Source organism: Streptococcus mitis, from assembly GCF_001281025.1.
GTDB lineage: Bacteria > Bacillota > Bacilli > Lactobacillales > Streptococcaceae > Streptococcus > Streptococcus mitis_AK.
Genome location: NZ_CP012646.1, coordinates 1,011,517 through 1,031,061 on the forward strand (window position 1 = coordinate 1,011,517; position 19,545 = coordinate 1,031,061).

Genomic DNA, 19,545 nt, shown 5'->3' on the forward strand with positions numbered 1-19,545 from the left:
CTTTTCTTTAAAAAAGGAGTTTTTTTATGTTGAAAAAATGGCAGTTAAAAGATGTTATTTTACTTGCTTTCTTGTCTATCTTTTTTGGTGGCGTTTTTGTAGGATCTGGCTATCTGTTTGATATCCTCACTCTGATTTTAGCCCCTCTTGGTTTACAGGCCTTTGCCAATGAAATCCTCTTTGGTCTCTGGTGTATGGCTGCGCCCATCGCTGCCATATTTGTTCCAAGAGTCGGAAGTGCAACGATTGGAGAAGTACTAGCTGCGCTTGCTGAAGTCCTTTATGGTAGCCAATTCGGTCTAGGCGCTCTTTTGTCTGGCTTGGTTCAAGGTTTGGGAAGTGAACTTGGTTTTATCGTAACCAAGAATCGCTATGAAAGTTGGCTCTCTCTAACTGCCAATAGTATTGGGATTACGCTTGTTAGCTTTGTCTATGAATACATTAAGTTAGGTTACTACGCCTTCTCCCTTCCTTTTGTCCTTTCCTTGCTTGTGGTGCGCTTTATTTCTGTCTTTTTCTTCTGTACCATCTTGGTTCGTGCCATTGTCAAACTTTATCATCAGTTTGCAGCTGGAGGCAAGGCATAGATGGGGCTGGAACTACGAGCGATTCAGTCCCCAATCTTCTCTGAGCCGCTTGATTTTACTTTTCATGCGCAAGCCTTTACCTTGTTAGTTGGGAGCAGTGGTTCAGGAAAATCCAGCCTCTTTCAAATGATTGCCCAAGTCAGTTCTCTTCCCTATAGCGGTCAAGTCCTGATAAATGGGAGCGAGGTCAGTCAGCTTTCTATCATCGAACGTGTCCAGACGGTTGGTATTCTCTTTCAAAATCCCAATCATCAATTTACCATGGAGAACTTGTTTGAGGAGCTAATTTTTACCTTGGAAAATATTGAGCATCCCGCTCAGGAAATTGATTCTAAAATAGCAGAGGTTGTCCAGCAATGTCGCTGCAAGGCGATTTTGCACCGTCCAATTCATCACTTATCAGGTGGGGAAAAGCAAAAGGCTGCTTTGGCTGTTCTCTTTGCTATGAATCCTAGGGTCTATTTCTTGGATGAGCCCTTCGCTTCCATTGACCGCAAGAGCAGGTTAGAGATATTGGAGATTCTAAAAGAGTTGGTCTCTGATGGGAAGACAGTTATTTTGTGCGACCATGATTTAACGGACTATGAAGCCTATATCGACCATATGGTGGAGCTAAGAGATGGTCAACTAAGGGAAGTATTTCAAATCCCTACCTCTGAGACGACACAGGTTGCTTCAAAGGAAGTTGCTTCTAGTCCAGAACTATTCCATATGGATGGAACGACTTGTGAGCTGGATAAGCGCCCCCTCTTTTCGATTGCGGATTTCACATTCTATAAAGGAATTTCCTGTATTTTGGGTGATAATGGTGTCGGGAAATCAACCCTCTTTCGGTCTATTCTTCAATTTCAAAAGTATAAAGGACGAATTACTTGGAGGGGGACAGTCCTGAAAAAGAAAAAGAGTTTGTATCGTGACCTGACGGGTGTTGTTCAGGAAGCTGAGAAACAGTTTATCCGAGTCAGTCTGCGAGAGGAACTTCAATTAGATGGACCTGATTCTGAAAGAAATCAGCGCATTTTCCAAGCTTTACGATATTTTGATCTGGAGCAGGCTCTTGATAAGAGTCCCTATCAACTAAGTGGTGGTCAGCAAAAGATTCTTCAGCTCTTGACCATCTTGACCAGCAAGGCTTCTGTGATTTTACTAGATGAACCTTTTGCAGGTTTGGATGATAGAGCTTGCCATTATTTTTGCAAGTGGATTGTGGAGGACAGAAATCAGGGAAGAAGTTTTCTGATCATTAGCCATCGTTTAGATCCCTTGATCTCTGTGGTTGATTATTGGATTGAGATGACTAGTCAGGGTCTCAGTCATGTGAAAGCAGTGACAATTACCAAACCACTCACATCTCAGAGTAGCAATACCCAAGGGGAGGTGAAGTAGTATGGTCAAAGTAGCAACCCAGACACCGATTATCAGTCTCTTCTTGCTGATTTTATCCTTAGAAACATCTTTCATTCCTTCGATTGCTCTGAATCTTTCGGTAGTCGCATTTTGCATTCTCTTTATGCTCTATTACCGTCGATTTAAAGTATTGGCTTGGATGATTCTGCTCGCCATTTTGCCATCTTTGGCCAACTACTGGGCAGTTCAGTTACATGGAGATACTTCGCAGGCAGTCATGCTTGGAACGAGGGCCTTTGTGACCGTTTGTATTGATCTTGTTTTTGTTTCCTCTATTTCCCTAAAAGAGCTTCTCTTGTACTTGGCTCAAAAGGGGTTATCACGCTCTTGGGCCTATGCCTTGATTGTGGTATTCAATTCCTTTCCCCTTATTCAGCAAGAAATCAAGTCCCTCAAGGAAGCTTGCTTATTACGCGGTCAAGAACTACATTTTTGGTCGCCCTTGATTTACAGTAAGGTTTTGATGACGGTCTTTAGATGGCGCCATCTTTACCTGAGAGCTCTATCGGCGCATGGATATGACGAACATGCACAGGTGGAGAATCGCTATCGGACTTTTTATATTCCTCAAAGGACAATATTCATCTACCTGCTTTTCTTTTTATTGCTTCAAACCAGTCTATTTTTATAAAGGAGTTATTATGGAATTTACAGATATTGCGATGGAATTATCCAAGGAAGCTTGGCAGGCCTCCTTTCATCATCCCTTTGTATTACAGTTACAAGAGGGAAATTTAGACCTGTCCATCTTTCGCTATTACTTGATTCAGGATGCCTACTATTTGAAGGCCTTCTCAGAAGCCTATCACCTCTTGGCTGATAAGACTTCAAACCAAGAGATGAAAAGACTCTTGAAACAAAATGCTCAGAGTCTAGTGGAAGGTGAGTTATTTATCCGCCAACAATTTTTCAAGGAATTGGAAATCAGCAACCAGGAAATGGAGCAACATCCAATCGCTCCAACCTGCTATCATTATATCTCTCACATTTATCGTCAATTTGCAGAGCCAAACTTGGGCATTGCTTTTGCGAGCTTGCTGCCTTGTCCTTGGCTATATCATGATATAGGCAAATCACTTAATCTTAAACCATCACCAAATCCTCTCTACCAACAATGGATTGAAACTTATATTACGGATGAGTTGGAGCAGCAGATTCGAGAGGAAGAAGCTTTGGTAAATCAGCTCTATCGAGAAAGTGACGAGACGGACAAACAAAAAATGCTAGAGGCCTTCCACAGAAGTGTCCACATGGAAGCCAAGTTTTGGGAGATGGCTTACCAACATCAAACATGGACGAGTGATTTGCAGTCCTTAGAAAAAGAGAAGAAATAGAAAATGAGAAACCACCAACTTCAAGTTCACAAATTAACCATTTTATCCATGATGATTGCCCTTGATGTAGTCCTTACGCCTATCTTTCGGATTGAGGGAATGGCACCGATGTCCAGTGTAGTCAATATTCTAGCAGGAATCATGATGGGACCTGTTTATGCCTTGGTTATGGCTACAGTGACAGCCTTTATCCGTATGACGACTCAAGGGATTCCACCTTTAGCTCTCACAGGAGCGACTTTTGGAGCCCTTCTAGCAGGTCTCTTTTATAAGTATGGTCGAAAATTTTACTTTTCTGCCTTGGGAGAAATTTTGGGAACAGGTATTATTGGTTCTATTGTTTCCTATCCTGTTATGGTACTCTTTACAGGATCAGCTGCTAAGCTTAGCTGGTTTATCTACACTCCTCGATTTTTCGGAGCAACCTTGATTGGTACAGCGATTTCCTTTATTGCCTTTCGATTTTTAATCAAGCAGGAATTCTTTAAAAAAGTGCAGGGATATTTCTTTGGTGAAAGGATAGACTGATGCAGGCATTTACAAATCCTTTTCCTATAGGCTCTAGTTCCCTCATTCACTGTATTACCAATGAGATTTCTTGTGAGATGTTAGCAAATGGGATTTTGGCTCTGGGATGCAAACCTGTCATGGCAGATGACCCTCGTGAGGTTCTTGATTTTACTAAGCAAAGCCAGGCACTCTTCATCAATTTGGGGCATTTGTCAGCTGAGAAGGAAAAAGCAATCCGTATGGCAGCTTCTTATGCAGCTCAAGCTGGTCTCCCAATGGTAGTAGATGCGGTTGGCGTAACAGCTTCATCCATTCGTAAGAGATTAGTTAAAGACCTTTTAGACTATATACCTACGGTCCTTAAAGGAAACATGTCGGAAATTCGAAGTCTTGTTGGCTTAAAACACCACGGCGTTGGGGTCGATGCGAGTGCTAAAGATCAAGAAACTGAGGATTTACTTCAAGTCTTGAAAGACTGGTGTCAGCTTTATCCAGGTATGTCATTCTTAGTCACAGGCCCCAAGGACCTCATCGTTTCGAAGAATCAGGTCACTGTACTGGGAAATGGCTGTGCAGAATTAGACTGGATAACAGGGACAGGAGACTTGGTTGGAGCCTTGACAGCCGTTTTTCTCAGCCAAGGAAAGACTAGCTTTGAAGCTTCTTGCCTAGCGGTTTCTTATCTCAATATCTCTGCTGAGAGAATAGTTGTTCAAGGAATGGGATTGGAAGATTTTCGTTACCAAGTACTCAATCAGCTTTCGCTCCTCAAAAGAGATGAAAACTGGCTAGATGCTATCAAAGGAGATGTTTATGAATAGAGAGGCGCTTAGACTGTATCTGGTAACCAATCGCTACCAAGATTCCTTGGAAAGCTTTCTTGAAAAGATTGAGAGGGCTTGCCGTTCAGGGGTTACCATAGTCCAATTACGAGAAAAAAATCTCACAACCAATCAATATTATCAACTGGCAAAAGAAGTCAAGGAAATAACAGATGCCTATCAGGTACCCCTGATAATCGATGATCGTTTGGATGTTTGTCTTGCGGTTGATGCTGCTGGTCTGCATATCGGAGACGATGAACTACCAGTTTCGGTTGCCCGACAAGTCTTGGGCCCTGACAAAATCCTCGGTGTTACAGCTAAAACTGTAAAAAGAGCTCTCGAGGCAGAAGAAGGAGGGGCGAATTACTTGGGGACAGGAGCCATTTTCCCGACTACGACCAAGGAAAATGCGCCTATCACCCTGATTTCAACCTTGAAGACAATTTGCCAAAGGGTCGCTATTCCAGTAGTTGCTATCGGAGGCTTGACATCAGAGAATATTGACCAACTTATCGGCACTGGCATAGCTGGTGTAGCTGTAGTGCGTGATTTGATGCAGGCAGAAGATATAGAGGCAAAAACTCAAGCCTTTTTGACAAAGTTGGATGACATTATTTTCTAATCAATACTCAATGAAAATCAAAGAGCAAACTAGGAAGCTAGTCGCAGGTTGCTCAAAGCACTGCTTTGAGGTTGCAGATAAAGCTGACATAGTTTGAAGAGATTTTCTAAGAATATAAAAACTCTCTAATTCCCTTAAAGTGGGAACTAGAGAGTTTTTTTTAATCTTTAAAGCTTGTATGGTTGACTGGGCCAGAACCATGACCGAGTTGAGGGGCGTCTTGGATGGCTTTCGTGATAAAGGCCTTGGCTTTATTGACTGCTTGATAGAGGGTTTTCCCCTTGGCTAGTTCAGCAGTAATCACTGCAGCAAAGGTACATCCAGTACCATGTGTATGACAGGTTTGAATTCGTGGACTTTCCCAGATAAATTGGTCATCCTTGGTAAAGAGGAAATCCTTAGCACCGCCTTCGAGATGCCCACCTTTGATTACCACAGACTGAGGACCAAATTCTTTTAAAATCAGGCGACCAGCACGCTGCATGTCTTCAGGATCATGGATTGAAAAACCAACAATCTCTTCTGCCTCAGGAAGATTCGGAGTGATAATGGTTGCAAGGGGAAGCAGATTTGTTTTTAGGTAGTCTCTAGCACTGGAATCAATCAGAGTGTCTCCACTAGTAGCGACCATAACAGGATCAAGGACGTAGGGACAATCCAGATTTTTAAGATAGGGCTGGATGATTTCCATGATTTCAGTAGTTGCCAACATTCCAGTTTTTACAGCCTGAGGTGGAATATCCGAAAAGACACTCTCCAATTGGACTTTCAACATTTGAGGAGAAACGTGCTCGATTAATTGAACACCTCTGGTATTTTGAGCGACAAGACTGGTCACAACGGCCATTCCATAGACATCTCTAGCTTGGAACGACTTTAAATCAGCCATAATGCCAGCACCACCACTAGGGTCAGTCCCTGCAATGGTCAAAGCAACGGGTAAATAAGTCATCTAAAACCTCCCAACCAACTGAAGTTTGTATTCTTAAGAACAAGCTAGTTTGTTTCAGGAAGGCAATAGAAGACTGCTAGTCCCCATTATCATTTCCACTTCCATCAGCTAGCATTACCTAGATTGAGTCAAAGGGTCTAACAGTCGTTAATCTCAGCTTTACGCACCCCTAGTGGTTGTTTTCTTTTTTCTTTAGTATAGCATATTTTTATTGTTTATATAGTAATATTTGACTGGAAATCCTTTATCAAATGATTAAAATTCTATTTTTAAAGAAAAGATTAATTTCATAGTTGACAAATGTAGATTTTTGAAGTATACTAATAACTGTAATTGACAAATGTAGATTTTGGAGGTGTGATTATGCAGATTTCAGATGCAGAATGGCAGGTCATGAAGATTATTTGGATGCAAGGGGAACAGACCAGTACGGATTTAATCAAGGTTCTAGCGGAGCGGTTCGACTGGTCCAGGTCAACCATTCAAACTCTTTTGGCTCGTTTGGTTGAGAAAGAGTGTCTGACAAGGAAAAAAGAAGGCAAGTTCTTTGTCTATTCAGCCCTTTTAACTTTGGACCAAAGTCGGGATTTACTTGTCCAAGATATCAAGGACAAGGTTTGTTCTCGTAGGATTAAGAACTTGTTAGCTGATTTGATTGCTGAATGTGATTTTACTCAGGCTGACTTGGAAGACTTGGAAGCTGTGATTTCTGAGAAGAAATCAAGCGCTGTAACAGAAGTAAAATGTAATTGTATGTAAAGGAGACGTCATGTTAAATAGTATTGTAACCATTGTTTGTATTGCCCTTATCGCGTTTATCTTGTTTTGGTTTTTCAAAAAGCCTGAAAAATCTGGACAAAAGGCCCAGCAAAAAAAGGGCTACCAAGAGATTCGAGTGGAGGTCATGGGGGGCTATACGCCTGAGTTGATTGTCCTCAAGAAATCAGTGCCAGCCCGCATTGTTTTTGACCGTAAGGATCCTTCACCTTGTTTGGATCAGATCGTCTTTCCAGACTTTGGTGTACATGCGGACCTGCCTATGGGGGAAGAGTATATAGTGGAAATCACGCCTGAGCAGGCTGGAGAGTATGGTTTCTCTTGTGGCATGAATATGATGCACGGCAAGATGATTGTAGAGTAGGAGGAGACTATGACTGAAATTGTAAAAGCAAGTCTTGAAAATGGTGTTCAAAAAATCCGTATCACGGCAGACAAAGGCTACCATCCAGCCCATATCCAGCTTCAAAAAGGAATTCCAGCTGAGATTACCTTTCATCGTGCAACTCCTTCAAACTGTTATAAGGAAATTCTGTTTGAAGAAGAAGGCATCTTAGAACCAATCGGAGTAGATGAGGAGAAAGTCATTCGTTTTACACCTCAAGAATTGGGTCAACATGAATTTTCTTGTGGCATGAAGATGCAAAAGGGGAGTTATACCGTAGTTGAGAAGACCCGAAAATCTCTATCACTTTTACAGCGTTTTTGGATTACTAGTATCTTTACTGTGCCTCTTGTGATTCTCATGATTGGAATGTCGACAGGAGGAATTAGTCACCAAGTCATGCGTTGGGGCACCTTTTTAGCCACAACACCGATTATGCTAGTAGCAGGTGGTCCTTATATCCAAAGTGCTTGGGCTAGTTTTAAAAAGCACAATGCCAACATGGATACCTTGGTTGCTCTGGGAACCCTAGTGGCCTATTTCTATAGCTTAGTTGCCCTCTTCGCTGGCCTCCCCGTTTACTTTGAAAGTGCTGCATTTATCTTCTTCTTCGTTCTTATGGGAGCCGTTTTTGAGGAGAAAATGCGGAAAAATACTTCCCAAGCTGTGGAGAAATTACTTGACTTGCAGGCTAAAACTGCAGAAGTCTTGCGTGAGGATAACTATGTTCAAGTCCCTTTGGAGCAAGTCAAGGTAGGTGACCTGATTCGAGTGCGTCCCGGTGAAAAGATTGCGGTTGATGGTGTCGTAGTAGAAGGTATCTCTAGTATTGATGAGTCTATGGTGACAGGTGAGAGTCTGCCTGTGGACAAGACAGTTGGAGATACCGTCATTGGTTCAACCATCAATAATAGTGGAACACTTGTTTTTAGAGCAGAAAAAGTTGGTTCAGAGACTGTTTTGGCTCAGATTGTGGATTTTGTGAAGAAAGCTCAAACCAGTCGTGCGCCGATTCAGGACTTGACGGATAAAATTTCAGGGATTTTTGTACCAGCAGTTGTCATTTTAGGGATTGTGACCTTTTGGGTTTGGTTCGTCTTGCTCAGGGATAGTGTAGTTGTGCTTGGAGCGAGCTTTGTGTCTTCGCTTCTCTATGGAGTAGCAGTTCTGATTATTGCCTGCCCTTGTGCCTTGGGACTTGCAACACCGACAGCCCTTATGGTGGGGACAGGTCGCAGTGCCAAGATGGGAGTTCTCCTCAAAAATGGAACGGTTCTACAGGAAATCCAGAAAGTCCAAACTATCGTCTTTGATAAGACCGGGACTTTGACGGAAGGGAAACCTGTGGTCACAGATATCATCGGCAACGAAGTAGAAGTGCTTGGATTGGCAGCTTCCTTGGAAGAAGCTTCTCAACACCCACTGGCTGAAGCCGTTGTGAAACGAGCGAGTGAAGCTGGACTTGAGTTTCACACTGTTGAAAATTTCCAAGCCTTGCACGGAAAAGGTGTCTCAGGGCAAATCAATGGGAAACAAGTTTTGCTTGGAAATGCTAAAATGCTGGATGGCATGAACATTTCTAGCACTTATCAAGAAAAACTAGAAGAACTGGAAAAAGAAGCGAAGACAGTTGTGTTCTTGGCTGTTGAGAATGAAATCAAAGGCTTGCTTGCTCTGCAAGATATTCCTAAGGAAAATGCTAAGCTTGCCATCAGTCAGTTGAAAAAACGAGGTCTTAAAACAGTCATGCTGACAGGAGACAATGCTGGTGTGGCGCGTGCCATTGCCGATCAAATCGGAATCGAAGAGGTCATTGCAGGTGTCTTGCCAGAAGAAAAAGCTCATGAAATCCATAAACTACAAGCGGCTGGCAAAGTAGCCTTTGTTGGGGACGGTATCAATGACGCTCCTGCCCTTAGTGTAGCAGATGTGGGGATTGCTATGGGAGCTGGAACGGATATTGCCATCGAGTCAGCAGATTTGGTGTTGACAACTAATAACCTCCTAGGAGTGGTTCGTGCATTTGACATGAGTAAGAAAACCTTTCATCGAATTCTGCTCAATCTTTTCTGGGCCTTTATCTACAATGTCGCCGGAATTCCGATTGCAGCAGGAGTCTTTTCAGGTGTTGGACTGGCCCTCAATCCAGAACTAGCTGGTCTAGCCATGGCCTTTAGTTCTGTATCTGTTCTGACTAGTTCACTCTTACTAAACTTTAGTAAAATAGATTAAAAGCGGGCTTGCTCGCTTTTTTATTATAAAACAGAAACTAAAAACGTTTTTAAACTGTACTGTAATAGAGAATAAAAACTTCTGAGCAGATTCTTAGTAAAGTCAAAATAAATGTGATAAATTAGTAGTGTAAAAATTTACTGAAACGTTTTCAAAAACTATATGAAACCTTTTTTAGTAGATTTAAAAATATTTGAAGGAGAGTTATCATTATGACTCAAGGGAAAATTACTGCATCTGCAGCAATGCTTAATGTATTGAAAACATGGGGCGTAGACACAATCTACGGTATCCCATCAGGAACACTCAGCTCATTGATGGATGCTTTGGCTGAAGACAAAGATATCCGCTTCTTGCAAGTTCGTCACGAAGAAACAGGTGCTCTTGCAGCGGTTATGCAAGCTAAATTCGGCGGCTCAATCGGGGTTGCAGTTGGTTCAGGTGGTCCAGGTGCGACTCACTTGATTAACGGTGTTTACGATGCAGCTATGGATAACACTCCATTCCTAGCAATCCTTGGATCACGTCCAGTTAACGAACTCAACATGGATGCTTTCCAAGAATTGAACCAAAACCCAATGTACAACGGTATCGCTGTATACAACAAACGTGTAGCTTACGCTGAGCAATTGCCAAAAGTAATCGACGAAGCTTGCCGTGCTGCAGTTTCTAAAAAAGGTCCAGCTGTTGTTGAAATCCCAGTAAACTTCGGTTTCCAAGAAATCGACGAAAATTCATACTACGGTTCAGGTTCATACGAACGTTCATTCATCGCTCCTGCTTTGAACGAAGTTGAAATCGACAAAGCTGTTGAAATCTTGAACAATGCTGAACGTCCAGTTATCTATGCTGGTTACGGTGGTGTTAAAGCTGGTGAAGTGATTACTGAATTGTCACGTAAAATCAAAGCACCAATCATCACAACTGGTAAAAACTTTGAAGCTTTCGAATGGAACTATGAAGGTTTGACAGGTTCTGCTTACCGTGTTGGTTGGAAACCAGCCAACGAAGTGGTCTTTGAAGCAGACACAGTTCTTTTCCTTGGTTCAAACTTCCCATTTGCTGAAGTTTACGAAGCATTCAAGAATACTGAAAAATTCATCCAAGTGGATATTGACCCTTACAAACTTGGTAAACGTCATGCCCTAGACGCTTCAATCCTTGGTGATGCAGGTCAAGCAGCGAAAGCAATCCTTGACAAAGTGAATCCAGTTGAATCTACTCCATGGTGGCGTGCAAACGTTAAGAACAACCAAAACTGGCGTGATTACATGAACAAACTCGAAGGTAAAACTGAGGGTGAATTGCAATTGTATCAAGTTTACAATGCAATCAACAAACATGCTGATCAAGACGCTATCTATTCAATCGACGTAGGTGACACTACTCAAACATCTACTCGTCACCTTCACATGACACCTAAGAACATGTGGCGTACATCTCCACTCTTTGCGACAATGGGTATTGCCCTTCCTGGTGGTATCGCTGCTAAGAAAGACAATCCAGATCGCCAAGTATGGAACATCATGGGTGACGGTGCATTCAACATGTGCTACCCAGACGTTATCACAAACGTTCAATACGACCTTCCAGTTATCAACGTTGTCTTCTCAAATGGTAAATATGCCTTCATCAAGGACAAATACGAAGACACAAACAAACACTTGTTTGGTTGTGACTTCCCTAATGCTGACTATGCGAAAATCGCTGAAGCTCAAGGTGCTGTAGGATTTACAGTTGACCGTATCGAAGACATCGATGCAGTTGTTGCAGAAGCTGTTAAACTCAACAAAGAAGGTAAAACTGTTGTGATCGATGCTCGCATCACTCCACACCGTCCACTTCCAGTAGAAGTACTTGAATTGGATCCAAAACTTCACTCAGAAGAAGCAATCAAAGACTTCAAGGAAAAATACGAAGCAGAAGAACTCGTACCATTCCGCCTCTTCTTGGAAGAAGAAGGGTTGCAATCACGCGCAATTAAATAATTTCTCTCGTCGAAAATCAAATGTAAACTGCGTTATCTTCACCTTGCCGTACTCCAGTACTGCCTGCGGTTTGATGCCTTGTTTATTCTTTGATTTTCATAGAGAGAAACTTGAAAAGATCGGAGCAATCCGGTCTTTTTATGGAGGATAGTAAATGAATTTAAATCAATTAGATATTATCGTTTCAGATGTTCCTCAAGTCTGTGCTGACTTGGAGCATATTTTGGATAAAAAGCCCGATTATGTTGATGACAGTTTTGCTCAGTTTACGATTGGCAGTCACTGTCTGATGTTGTCCCAAAATCATTTGATTCCTTTGGAAGATTTTCAGTCAGGAATCATTCTTCATATCGAGGTTGAGGATGTAGACCAGAATTACCAACGGTTGAAAGAACTTGGTATCCAGGTTTTAAACGGACCAACTGTAACCGATTGGGGAACAGAGTCCTTATTAGTTAAAGGGCCTGCTGGTCTAGTGATTGATTTTTATCGTATGAAGTAGGTAATTCTATTATCAAATTTTTTATCTAAACATTCTTGGAGTGAAACTTAAAAAGATCGGAGCAATTCGATCTTTTTTGTATTTATGCGACTTTCAGTCCGTCTCGCTCCGTTAGGTGCGAGACAAAAAACCACCCGTTTTCACGGGTGGTTATGATTTCTACACTTATTGTTTGGCTTCCTGTTTTAATTGTTGCACCTGTTCCTCGTACTGGACAAGCTCCCTGTCTTTTATATTGATAGTCGCTTCTGCTTCAGCAATGCGGCTTCTCAGATCTTGAGTCTTGTTATGGTGATAGCTAATACCAATAGCACTACCAGCAATGATCCCGATTACTAGACAAGTAAAAATCACCAAAATCAAGGGAGCAGATAGTTGTGTAAAGACAAGACTGACAGTTACTGTTTGACGATTGAGTAGACCAAATGAGATCACAATGACTAATAAGCTCAAACCGCCAATTAGATAAGCCTTATCTTTCAGTGACAATTCATTAAATTTTTTTAGCATAAGTTCCTTTTCTCCTGACTATGTTGATAGAAAACTACACACCATTTAGGTATTAACAAAATTCATTTTACTAGAAAATTTCGATACTGTCAATAATTTCTAACGGCTTATTTACCATCAATCAATCGATTCATTGAAAAGGAGTATTCATTTTCTAATATTTGATTGAGTAAACAGAACGGAGCAATTCGGTCTTTTTTCTGTTCCCTCTTTCTTATAACAAGATTGTGATAGTTTATATCTTTATAACAAAAGTTTTAAAGACTTGATTGTTTTGAAAGAATATTTTAAAATAAGATTCAGTAAAAATGAAAGAGGTTTTGAAAATGTCTGAAAAACAAATGAAAATTTTAGGTTGGGTAGCGACCTTTATGTCTGTTATGATGTATGTGTCTTACTTCCCACAAATCATGAACAATCTGGCTGGTCAAAAAGGAAATTTCATCCAGCCCTTGGTTGCTGCCATCAACTGTAGTCTCTGGGTTTACTACGGTCTTTTCAAAAAAGAAAGAGATATCCCCCTTGCAGCAGCTAATGCACCAGGTATTATTTTTGGCCTAGTGACGGTTATTACAGCTTTGATTTAAAAGGAACAGAGGAGACTAGTTTTCAGTCTTCTTTTTTGTTTCAGGGGAGGCTATTTACTTTTTCTAGAGGATAATTTTTTAAAAAACAATCTGATAAACTTAAATAGTAGAATAGTATCAGTATGTCACAGTATTTTATAAGAAAAGGTTTACAGAATAAGTTATAATATAAGTAAATGAACAAGCAAATAAGAAAGTGAGTAGAGTTATGACCGAAAAACTGACTTTTCCGGATGGTTTCTTGTGGGGCGGAGCGACAGCTGCCAACCAGTGTGAGGGTGCTTATAATTTAGAAGGTCGTGGATTGGCGAATGTGGATGTCGTCCCCATCGGTCCAGATCGTGAAGCCATTATCACAGGTCAGAAAAAGATGTTTTCGTTTGAGGAGGGCTATTTTTACCCAGCCAAGCAAGCTATTGATATGTACCATCATTACAAGGAAGATATTGCCCTTTTTGCGGAAATGGGCTTTAAGACTTATCGTCTATCCATTGCTTGGACTCGGATTTTTCCTAAGGGCGACGAAACAGTGCCAAATGAAGCTGGTCTAGCCTTTTATGAGGATTTATTTAAGGAGTGCCACAAGTATGGTATCCAACCTCTGGTGACTATCACTCATTTCGACTGTCCTATGCACTTGATTACAGAGTACGGTGGTTGGCGCAATCGTCGGATGTTAGACTTCTATGAAAAACTTTGTCGCACACTCTTTACCCGCTATAAGGGTTTGGTCAAATATTGGCTTACCTTCAACGAAATCAACATGATTCTCCATGCCCCCTTTATGGGAGCTGGGCTCTGTTTTGAAGAAGGAGAAAATCAAGAACTGGTTAAATATCAGGCTGCACACTATGAGTTGGTAGCTTCAGCTCTTGCGACAAAGATTGCCCACGAAATTGACCCAGAAAATAAGGTGGGATGTATGTTGGCTGCAGGGCAATACTATCCTAACACAGCCCATCCAAGAGACTACTGGGCAGCCATGGAGGAAGACCGCAAGAGTTACTTCTTCATTGATGTTCAAGCGCGTGGGGAATACCCAAACTACGCCAAGAAGCAGTGGGAGCGTGAGCGAATCGAGATTCAAATGACTGCAGAAGATTTAGAGTTGTTGAAGGACAATACTGTTGACTTTGTTTCCTTCTCTTACTATGCAAGTCTAGTAGCCTCAGGTGATCCAGAAGTTAAAGAATTAACTGCTGGAAATATCTTTGCCTCTCTCAAAAATCCTTATCTTGAATCCTCAGAATGGGGATGGCAGATTGACCCACTTGGTCTTCGTATCACCCTCAATGCTATCTGGGATCGTTACCAAAAGCCAATGTTCATCGTGGAAAACGGTCTAGGTGCTATGGATACACCGGATGAGAATGGTCATGTAGCAGATGACTATCGGATTGCTTACTTAGAGGCTCATATCAAGGCCATGCGAGATGCCATTTACCAAGATGGCGTTGACTTGCTTGGTTATACGACTTGGGGCTGTATCGATCTGGTTTCAGCTGGAACAGGCGAAATGAACAAGCGCTATGGCTTTATCTATGTAGATCGAGATAATGCTGGTCATGGAAGCCTCAAACGTAGCAAGAAGAAATCCTTCTACTGGTACAAGGATGTCATTGCCAGCAATGGTGCAAGCATTGAGTAGAGCACATTTGTTCACTATTTTTATAAAATCTTCTCTCTACTTTATATAATAGGAAAAAGAGTTCAATTAGACCTGGCTTTTTGCTATAATGAGGGGAGAAAAATCAGACAGGAGAATAAGATGTCAGAACCATTATTTTTACAATCAGTTATGCAAGAAAAAATCTGGGGTGGAACCAAGCTACGTGATGAGTTTGGCTACGACATCCCAAGTGAAAAAATCGGAGAATACTGGGCCATCTCAGCTCATCCAAATGGAGTCTCTAAAGTTTCCAATGGTCGTTACGAGGGAACAGACCTAGCTACTTTGTATGCAGAACACCGTGAATTGTTTGGCAATCGTCCAGAACCTGTATTTCCGCTTTTGACTAAGATTCTGGATGCCAACGACTGGCTCAGCGTCCAAGTTCACCCAGATGATGCTTATGGACTGGAGCATGAAGGCGAACTTGGAAAAACAGAATGCTGGTACATTATCGCAGCGGATGAAGGTTCAGAGATTATCTACGGTCACAATGCTAAGTCAAAAGAAGAACTCCGCCAGCAAATCGAGGATAAAAACTGGGAGGACTTGCTGACAAAAGTTCCTGTTAAGGCTGGAGATTTCTTCTATGTGCCAAGTGGCACCATGCATGCTATCGGGGCAGGCATCTTGATTCTTGAAACCCAACAGTCTAGTGATACAACTTACCGCGTCTATGACTTTGACCGTAAGGATGATAATGGCAACTTGCGTGAACTTCACCTTGAAAAATCTATCGATGTTTTGAACATTGGAGAGCCTGCCAATAGCCGTCCTGTAACTGTTAAAGCAGATGATTTGCGTTCCACTCTCCTTGTATCTAATGATTTCTTTGTAGTTTACAAGTGGGAAATCACTGGAAAAGTTGATTTTGAGAAGACAGCTGATTACACCTTATTCAGTGTCTTAGCTGGTCAAGGTCAGCTAACTGTTGACGGAAAAAACTATCCAATCCAAAAAGGCAGCCACTTTATCCTACCAAGTGATGTTGAAGCTTGGATTCTGGAAGGGCAAGGTTTGGAATTGATTGTTAGTCATCCATAAAAAAGAAAGGGCCTGAGTTCATTACTCAAGTCCTTTTTGATTACATAAATTGGGCGATAAAGACCACGATGATGATGATAGGAATGATAAAACGAAGAAGGAAGAGCCAGACCTGGAAAAGTCCCTGTTTACATGCTCGTTCATCAAGGTGTAGTTCCTCCATGGCAAGAGCCTTTTTAAAGATATAGCCTGTAAAGAGTGAAAGGCAGAGAGCACCAAATGGCATGAGGAGATTAGAAACCAAGAAGTCCATAGCATCAAAGAAGGTCTTCCCAAAGATATGAACATCCGCCATAACACCGTAAGATAGGGCTGAAGGAATTCCAAAGACAAAGGTCAAGATTCCTAAAATAGCACTCCATTTAGCACGCTTACTGTTGTCCTGATTGGTGATATTACCCACATTGATTTCCAGCATAACGACGGAAGAAGTGACCGTCGCAAAGAGGAAGAGCAGGAGGAAGAGGATGTAGAAAATGGTTCCAAAAGGCATCTTGTCAAAGAGCTGAGGCAAGACGATAAATAGCAAGCTTGGTCCCCCTTCAGACTGGATATTGAAGGCTGACATGGCTGGGAAAATGGCTAGACCTGCCATGATGGATACCGAGATATTCATGGCTACGATGGAAATCCCTGACTGAACCAGATTGGTTTTCTTATCCAAGTAAGAAGCATAGGTCAGCATGGCTGTAACCCCTAGTGAGAGGGCAAAGAAAGATTGTCCCAGAGCATATAGGAGACCAGCACTGGTCAGCTTAGAGAAGTCTGGTTTTAGGAAGTAAAGAACCCCTTCCATGGCATTTGGCAAACTGAGAGAACGACCGATGATGACGACAAAGATGATAAAGAGCAGGGGCATCATGACTTTCGAAGCTCTTTCAATCCCTTTTTGAACCCCACGTGATACAATGAAGATATTCAATAGGATAAAGGCTGCTTGAGCTCCTAGGGCAATGGCTGGATTTGAAATGATTGAAGTAAATAACTGAGCATAATCCCCCGTTCCACCAATTTGGAACAATTTTCCAAACTCAATGCCTAGATAAACCAGAATCCATCCCCCAATAACACTGTAGAAAGATAAGAGGATAAAGAGGGCAAAGGCACCAATCCAACCGATAAAGTTGTACTTACTATTCTTGCCTAGTTTTCCAAAGGTTTTGATTGCTGAGACACCAGCACTTCGGCCGAGGGCAAATTCTGCAAGCAAAAGAGGGAAACCAATTAAAATAGTGGAAACGAGAAAGACCAGTAAAAAGCCTCCTCCACCGTTAGCAGCAGTCATATAGGGGAATTTCCAAACGGCACCAAGTCCGATGGCTGAACCAGCAGATGCTAGGATGAAGCCTAGTTTAGAACCCCATTGAGATTTTTCAGACATAGTTAAACTCCTAAAATTAGTGTTACAAAAGAAAAAGCTACTGCCCTTGGCAAATAGCCTCATAAGTACTCAAAATGAGCCTTTCTTTTGATTGATAGACTTGACTATCCTATCATGTTTTCTAAGGTCTGTCAAGAAAACCATTTTCATGTTATGATAAAGTAAAAAAATTTCGCAAAAATGCTTGACTCTGACCTAGGGGGAGGGGTTATACTATCAATGTAAGGAGGAAACATGTACCATATAAAAGAAGCTGCGCAGCTTTCGGGCGTCTCTGTCAAGACCCTACACCACTACGATAAGATAGGACTCTTAGTTCCTTTAAAGTCGGAAAACGGCTATCGAACCTATAATCAGGAGGATTTGGAACGCCTTCAGGTTATTCTTTACTATAAATATCTAGGTTTTTCTTTAGAAAAAATAGCAGAGCTGTTAAAGGAAGATAGATCAGATTTGTTGCCTCACTTGATCAGACAGTTGGACTATTTGACCAGAGAAAGGCAACATCTGGATACCTTGATTTCAACCTTGCAAAAAACCATTCAAGAACAAAAAGGAGAAAGAGAAATGAGCATTGAGGAAAAATTCGCTGGATTTAACTACCAAGACCATCAAAAATACCACCAAGAGGCGGTAGAGAAATATGGACAAGAAGTCATGGACCAAGCGCTGGAGCGCCAGAAAGGTCACGAAAACGAGGCTACAGCTGCCTTCAACCAAGTTTTTCAAGCTTTGGCACAAAATCTTCAAGCTGGTCTACCTGTAACAGCAACAGAAAACCAAGAAGAAGCTGCCAAACTCTTGCAAGCCATCCGTACTTATGGATTTGACTGCTCTATTGAGGTATTCGGTCACATCGGTAAAGGCTACGTCTACAACCCAGAATTTAAGGAAAACATTGACAAATTTGGACCTGGAACAGCCCAGTACACATCAGATGTGATTGCCCACTATGTCCAAACTCAGACAAAATAAAATCGGAGGAGTATTCTTCCGATTTTTCTACTATAAGAGTTTTTAATCATAATGCAGGCTTCCCGCCACCCAGCCGGTACAGAGGGCAGAAGTGATGTTAAAGCCCCCCGTATGAGCATTGATATCCAGTACCTCGCCCGCAAAGTGGAGGCCAGGGACCAGCTTACTTTCTAGAGTTTTAGGATTGATTTCCTTGAGACTGACGCCACCCTTGGTAACAAATGACTTGGCAAGAGACATTTTACCAGTTACAGGGATTTTGAGATTTTTGATAGACTGGAGCAGTTGTTCGCGTTCCTTTTCAGTCAGTTGTTTGACTTTGTCAGGATAGCCTTGCACAAAAAATTCTGCCAAGCGTTCTGGAAACAAGTTTTTTGAAGCATTTTTCAAGGATTTTTCCCGATTCTCTTCTAGAAATGCAGCCAAGTCCTTCTCAGAAAGTTGAGGCAAAACATCTAGTGAGAGAACCTCCCCACCCTTGACAAAACTAGACATACGCAGGGCAGCAGGGCCTGACAAACCAAAGTGGGTAAAGAGCAAATCATGAGTGATGACATGCTTACCATAGCTTAGGGTCACATCGTCCAGTGAAATACCCTGCAAGACCTTGTGTGGAAAATCTGTCAACAAAGGACTTTCAGCAGCCTCAAGCTCGGTAATGGTGTGTTTAAAATGACGGGCAATCTCGTGACCAAAACCAGTCGAACCAGTAGAAGGATAGGATTTCCCACCAGTTGTGACAATGAGTTTCTCACAAGTGAATGTTTGGTCTGTGGATTTAAGGATAAACTGATTTTCTACCTTTTTAACCGAAACAATTTCTGTTTGAGTGAGAACTTGTCCGCCTAGCTCAGCGATTTTCTTTTCCAAGGCTTCAATAATGGTACGAGACTTGTCACTAGCCGGAAAGACGCGGCCGTGGTCTTCGACCTTAAGTTTAACACCATTTTCAGTAAAAAAGTTGATGATATCATGGTTATCAAATTGGGAGAAGACACTGTAGAGAAAGCGCCCATTTCCAGGGATGCCAGCTAGTAGGTCGTCCAAGCTACCATTGTTGGTCACATTGCAGCGTCCCCCACCAGTCCCAGCTAATTTTTTTCCAAGTTTCCGATTTTTTTCGATGAGGAGGGTTTTCTGTCCATAAAAGCTACTGGAAATCGTAGCCATCATACCAGCAGGACCTCCACCAATGACAATAGTATCAAAATGTTTCATAGCTCTATTGTACCACAAAAAACAAGAGATGATGGTCACCT

General features: G+C 41.8%; 20 protein-coding genes and 1 riboswitch. Of the genes, 16 read left to right on the top strand and 4 right to left on the bottom strand.

All coding sequences use genetic code 11. The features are described 5' to 3' along the window. Nucleotides 1–26 precede the first annotated feature (26 nt). The 7 genes from RN80_RS04925 to thiE are packed head-to-tail and all read left to right on the top strand — an operon-like array spanning nucleotide 27 to nucleotide 5,284. Nucleotides 27–587, top strand: a complete 561-nt coding sequence (locus tag RN80_RS04925; protein WP_000915275.1) for an ECF transporter S component — start codon at nucleotides 27–29, stop codon at nucleotides 585–587. Further along, nucleotides 588–1,973, top strand: a complete 1,386-nt coding sequence (locus RN80_RS04930) for an ATP-binding cassette domain-containing protein (protein WP_060627897.1) — start codon at nucleotides 588–590, stop codon at nucleotides 1,971–1,973. A 1-nt stretch (nucleotide 1,974) separates the two neighbouring features. Continuing rightward, nucleotides 1,975–2,625 carry an energy-coupling factor transporter transmembrane component T family protein gene (locus RN80_RS04935; protein ID WP_060627899.1) on the top strand — a complete coding sequence of 217 codons (651 nt, stop codon included), beginning with the start codon at nucleotides 1,975–1,977 and terminating at the stop codon, nucleotides 2,623–2,625. A gap of 10 nt (nucleotides 2,626–2,635) precedes the next feature. Next, the gene (tenA, locus tag RN80_RS04940) at nucleotides 2,636–3,328 is read left to right on the top strand and encodes a thiaminase II (RefSeq protein WP_060627901.1); all 693 of its coding nucleotides are present in this window, start codon (nucleotides 2,636–2,638) and stop codon (nucleotides 3,326–3,328) included. A 3-nt stretch (nucleotides 3,329–3,331) separates the two neighbouring features. Further along, the gene (thiW, locus tag RN80_RS04945) at nucleotides 3,332–3,856 is read left to right on the top strand and encodes an energy coupling factor transporter S component ThiW (protein ID WP_060627903.1); all 525 of its coding nucleotides are present in this window, start codon (nucleotides 3,332–3,334) and stop codon (nucleotides 3,854–3,856) included. Next, nucleotides 3,856–4,659 carry a hydroxyethylthiazole kinase gene (thiM, locus tag RN80_RS04950; protein ID WP_060627904.1) on the top strand — a complete coding sequence of 268 codons (804 nt, stop codon included), beginning with the start codon at nucleotides 3,856–3,858 and terminating at the stop codon, nucleotides 4,657–4,659. The genes thiW and thiM overlap by 1 nt, the downstream gene beginning before the upstream one ends. Further along, nucleotides 4,652–5,284, top strand: a complete 633-nt coding sequence (thiE, locus tag RN80_RS04955; protein ID WP_049544388.1) for a thiamine phosphate synthase — start codon at nucleotides 4,652–4,654, stop codon at nucleotides 5,282–5,284. The genes thiM and thiE overlap by 8 nt, the downstream gene beginning before the upstream one ends. Nucleotides 5,285–5,444: 160 nt before the next feature. Here the strand turns inward: thiE and thiD are convergent, their stop codons facing one another. Then, nucleotides 5,445–6,236: a bifunctional hydroxymethylpyrimidine kinase/phosphomethylpyrimidine kinase gene (gene thiD, locus RN80_RS04960; protein ID WP_049544390.1), complete on the bottom strand. Its 792-nt coding sequence runs from the start codon at nucleotides 6,234–6,236 to the stop codon at nucleotides 5,445–5,447. A gap of 83 nt (nucleotides 6,237–6,319) precedes the next feature. Then, nucleotides 6,320–6,417, bottom strand: a riboswitch (TPP riboswitch). Nucleotides 6,418–6,599: 182 nt separating this feature from the next. Between thiD and RN80_RS04965 the strand changes: the two genes are divergently transcribed. The 5 genes from RN80_RS04965 to RN80_RS04985 all read left to right on the top strand — a co-directional run bounded on the left by RN80_RS04965 (nucleotide 6,600) and on the right by RN80_RS04985 (nucleotide 12,120). Beyond that, complete coding sequence (locus RN80_RS04965; RefSeq protein ID WP_060627905.1) at nucleotides 6,600–6,995, top strand: CopY/TcrY family copper transport repressor; 396 nt, start codon at nucleotides 6,600–6,602, stop codon at nucleotides 6,993–6,995. Nucleotides 6,996–7,005: 10 nt separating this feature from the next. After that, on the top strand, nucleotides 7,006–7,377 hold the full coding sequence (locus tag RN80_RS04970) for a cupredoxin domain-containing protein (protein WP_060627906.1): 372 nt from the start codon (nucleotides 7,006–7,008) through the stop codon (nucleotides 7,375–7,377). A gap of 9 nt (nucleotides 7,378–7,386) precedes the next feature. Then, nucleotides 7,387–9,630, top strand: coding sequence for a heavy metal translocating P-type ATPase (locus tag RN80_RS04975; RefSeq protein ID WP_060627907.1), 2,244 nt, complete (start codon nucleotides 7,387–7,389; stop codon nucleotides 9,628–9,630). A 212-nt stretch (nucleotides 9,631–9,842) separates the two neighbouring features. Continuing rightward, nucleotides 9,843–11,618 carry a pyruvate oxidase gene (spxB, locus tag RN80_RS04980; RefSeq protein ID WP_023943150.1) on the top strand — a complete coding sequence of 592 codons (1,776 nt, stop codon included), beginning with the start codon at nucleotides 9,843–9,845 and terminating at the stop codon, nucleotides 11,616–11,618. Between the two features lie 154 nt (nucleotides 11,619–11,772). After that, nucleotides 11,773–12,120 carry a VOC family protein gene (locus RN80_RS04985; RefSeq protein WP_060627908.1) on the top strand — a complete coding sequence of 116 codons (348 nt, stop codon included), beginning with the start codon at nucleotides 11,773–11,775 and terminating at the stop codon, nucleotides 12,118–12,120. A 165-nt stretch (nucleotides 12,121–12,285) separates the two neighbouring features. Here the strand turns inward: RN80_RS04985 and RN80_RS04990 are convergent, their stop codons facing one another. Next, nucleotides 12,286–12,630, bottom strand: coding sequence for a lipopolysaccharide assembly protein LapA domain-containing protein (locus tag RN80_RS04990; protein ID WP_000913393.1), 345 nt, complete (start codon nucleotides 12,628–12,630; stop codon nucleotides 12,286–12,288). A gap of 326 nt (nucleotides 12,631–12,956) precedes the next feature. Between RN80_RS04990 and RN80_RS04995 the strand changes: the two genes are divergently transcribed. From RN80_RS04995 to manA, 3 genes are all read left to right on the top strand, one after another. Beyond that, nucleotides 12,957–13,217, top strand: coding sequence for a SemiSWEET family transporter (locus tag RN80_RS04995; RefSeq protein ID WP_001291472.1), 261 nt, complete (start codon nucleotides 12,957–12,959; stop codon nucleotides 13,215–13,217). Nucleotides 13,218–13,425: 208 nt separating this feature from the next. Next, nucleotides 13,426–14,865, top strand: coding sequence for a 6-phospho-beta-glucosidase (locus tag RN80_RS05000; RefSeq protein WP_000136868.1), 1,440 nt, complete (start codon nucleotides 13,426–13,428; stop codon nucleotides 14,863–14,865). Between the two features lie 120 nt (nucleotides 14,866–14,985). Next, nucleotides 14,986–15,930 carry a mannose-6-phosphate isomerase, class I gene (gene manA, locus RN80_RS05005; RefSeq protein ID WP_001294313.1) on the top strand — a complete coding sequence of 315 codons (945 nt, stop codon included), beginning with the start codon at nucleotides 14,986–14,988 and terminating at the stop codon, nucleotides 15,928–15,930. A gap of 40 nt (nucleotides 15,931–15,970) precedes the next feature. Here manA and RN80_RS05010 read toward each other — a convergent pair whose 3' ends face one another. Then, on the bottom strand, nucleotides 15,971–17,311 hold the full coding sequence (locus RN80_RS05010; RefSeq protein WP_060627910.1) for a sodium-dependent transporter: 1,341 nt from the start codon (nucleotides 17,309–17,311) through the stop codon (nucleotides 15,971–15,973). Nucleotides 17,312–17,545: 234 nt separating this feature from the next. Here RN80_RS05010 and RN80_RS05015 point away from each other — a divergent pair, with 234 nt between their 5' ends. After that, complete coding sequence (locus RN80_RS05015) at nucleotides 17,546–18,286, top strand: MerR family transcriptional regulator (protein WP_060627912.1); 741 nt, start codon at nucleotides 17,546–17,548, stop codon at nucleotides 18,284–18,286. A 42-nt stretch (nucleotides 18,287–18,328) separates the two neighbouring features. Here the strand turns inward: RN80_RS05015 and aao are convergent, their stop codons facing one another. Continuing rightward, nucleotides 18,329–19,504, bottom strand: a complete 1,176-nt coding sequence (gene aao / locus RN80_RS05020) for an aminoacetone oxidase (protein WP_004256803.1) — start codon at nucleotides 19,502–19,504, stop codon at nucleotides 18,329–18,331. Between the last annotated feature and the right edge of the window lie 41 nt (nucleotides 19,505–19,545).

Coding starts and splice junctions, on each gene's coding strand:
- RN80_RS04925 (WP_000915275.1), top strand. CDS start 27: ATGTTGAAAAAATGGCAGTTAAAAGATGTTATTTTACTTGCTTTCTTG.
- RN80_RS04930 (WP_060627897.1), top strand. CDS start 588: ATGGGGCTGGAACTACGAGCGATTCAGTCCCCAATCTTCTCTGAGCCG.
- RN80_RS04935 (WP_060627899.1), top strand. CDS start 1,975: ATGGTCAAAGTAGCAACCCAGACACCGATTATCAGTCTCTTCTTGCTG.
- tenA (WP_060627901.1), top strand. CDS start 2,636: ATGGAATTTACAGATATTGCGATGGAATTATCCAAGGAAGCTTGGCAG.
- thiW (WP_060627903.1), top strand. CDS start 3,332: ATGAGAAACCACCAACTTCAAGTTCACAAATTAACCATTTTATCCATG.
- thiM (WP_060627904.1), top strand. CDS start 3,856: ATGCAGGCATTTACAAATCCTTTTCCTATAGGCTCTAGTTCCCTCATT.
- thiE (WP_049544388.1), top strand. CDS start 4,652: ATGAATAGAGAGGCGCTTAGACTGTATCTGGTAACCAATCGCTACCAA.
- thiD (WP_049544390.1), bottom strand. CDS start 6,236: ATGACTTATTTACCCGTTGCTTTGACCATTGCAGGGACTGACCCTAGT.
- RN80_RS04965 (WP_060627905.1), top strand. CDS start 6,600: ATGCAGATTTCAGATGCAGAATGGCAGGTCATGAAGATTATTTGGATG.
- RN80_RS04970 (WP_060627906.1), top strand. CDS start 7,006: ATGTTAAATAGTATTGTAACCATTGTTTGTATTGCCCTTATCGCGTTT.
- RN80_RS04975 (WP_060627907.1), top strand. CDS start 7,387: ATGACTGAAATTGTAAAAGCAAGTCTTGAAAATGGTGTTCAAAAAATC.
- spxB (WP_023943150.1), top strand. CDS start 9,843: ATGACTCAAGGGAAAATTACTGCATCTGCAGCAATGCTTAATGTATTG.
- RN80_RS04985 (WP_060627908.1), top strand. CDS start 11,773: ATGAATTTAAATCAATTAGATATTATCGTTTCAGATGTTCCTCAAGTC.
- RN80_RS04990 (WP_000913393.1), bottom strand. CDS start 12,630: ATGCTAAAAAAATTTAATGAATTGTCACTGAAAGATAAGGCTTATCTA.
- RN80_RS04995 (WP_001291472.1), top strand. CDS start 12,957: ATGTCTGAAAAACAAATGAAAATTTTAGGTTGGGTAGCGACCTTTATG.
- RN80_RS05000 (WP_000136868.1), top strand. CDS start 13,426: ATGACCGAAAAACTGACTTTTCCGGATGGTTTCTTGTGGGGCGGAGCG.
- manA (WP_001294313.1), top strand. CDS start 14,986: ATGTCAGAACCATTATTTTTACAATCAGTTATGCAAGAAAAAATCTGG.
- RN80_RS05010 (WP_060627910.1), bottom strand. CDS start 17,311: ATGTCTGAAAAATCTCAATGGGGTTCTAAACTAGGCTTCATCCTAGCA.
- RN80_RS05015 (WP_060627912.1), top strand. CDS start 17,546: ATGTACCATATAAAAGAAGCTGCGCAGCTTTCGGGCGTCTCTGTCAAG.
- aao (WP_004256803.1), bottom strand. CDS start 19,504: ATGAAACATTTTGATACTATTGTCATTGGTGGAGGTCCTGCTGGTATG.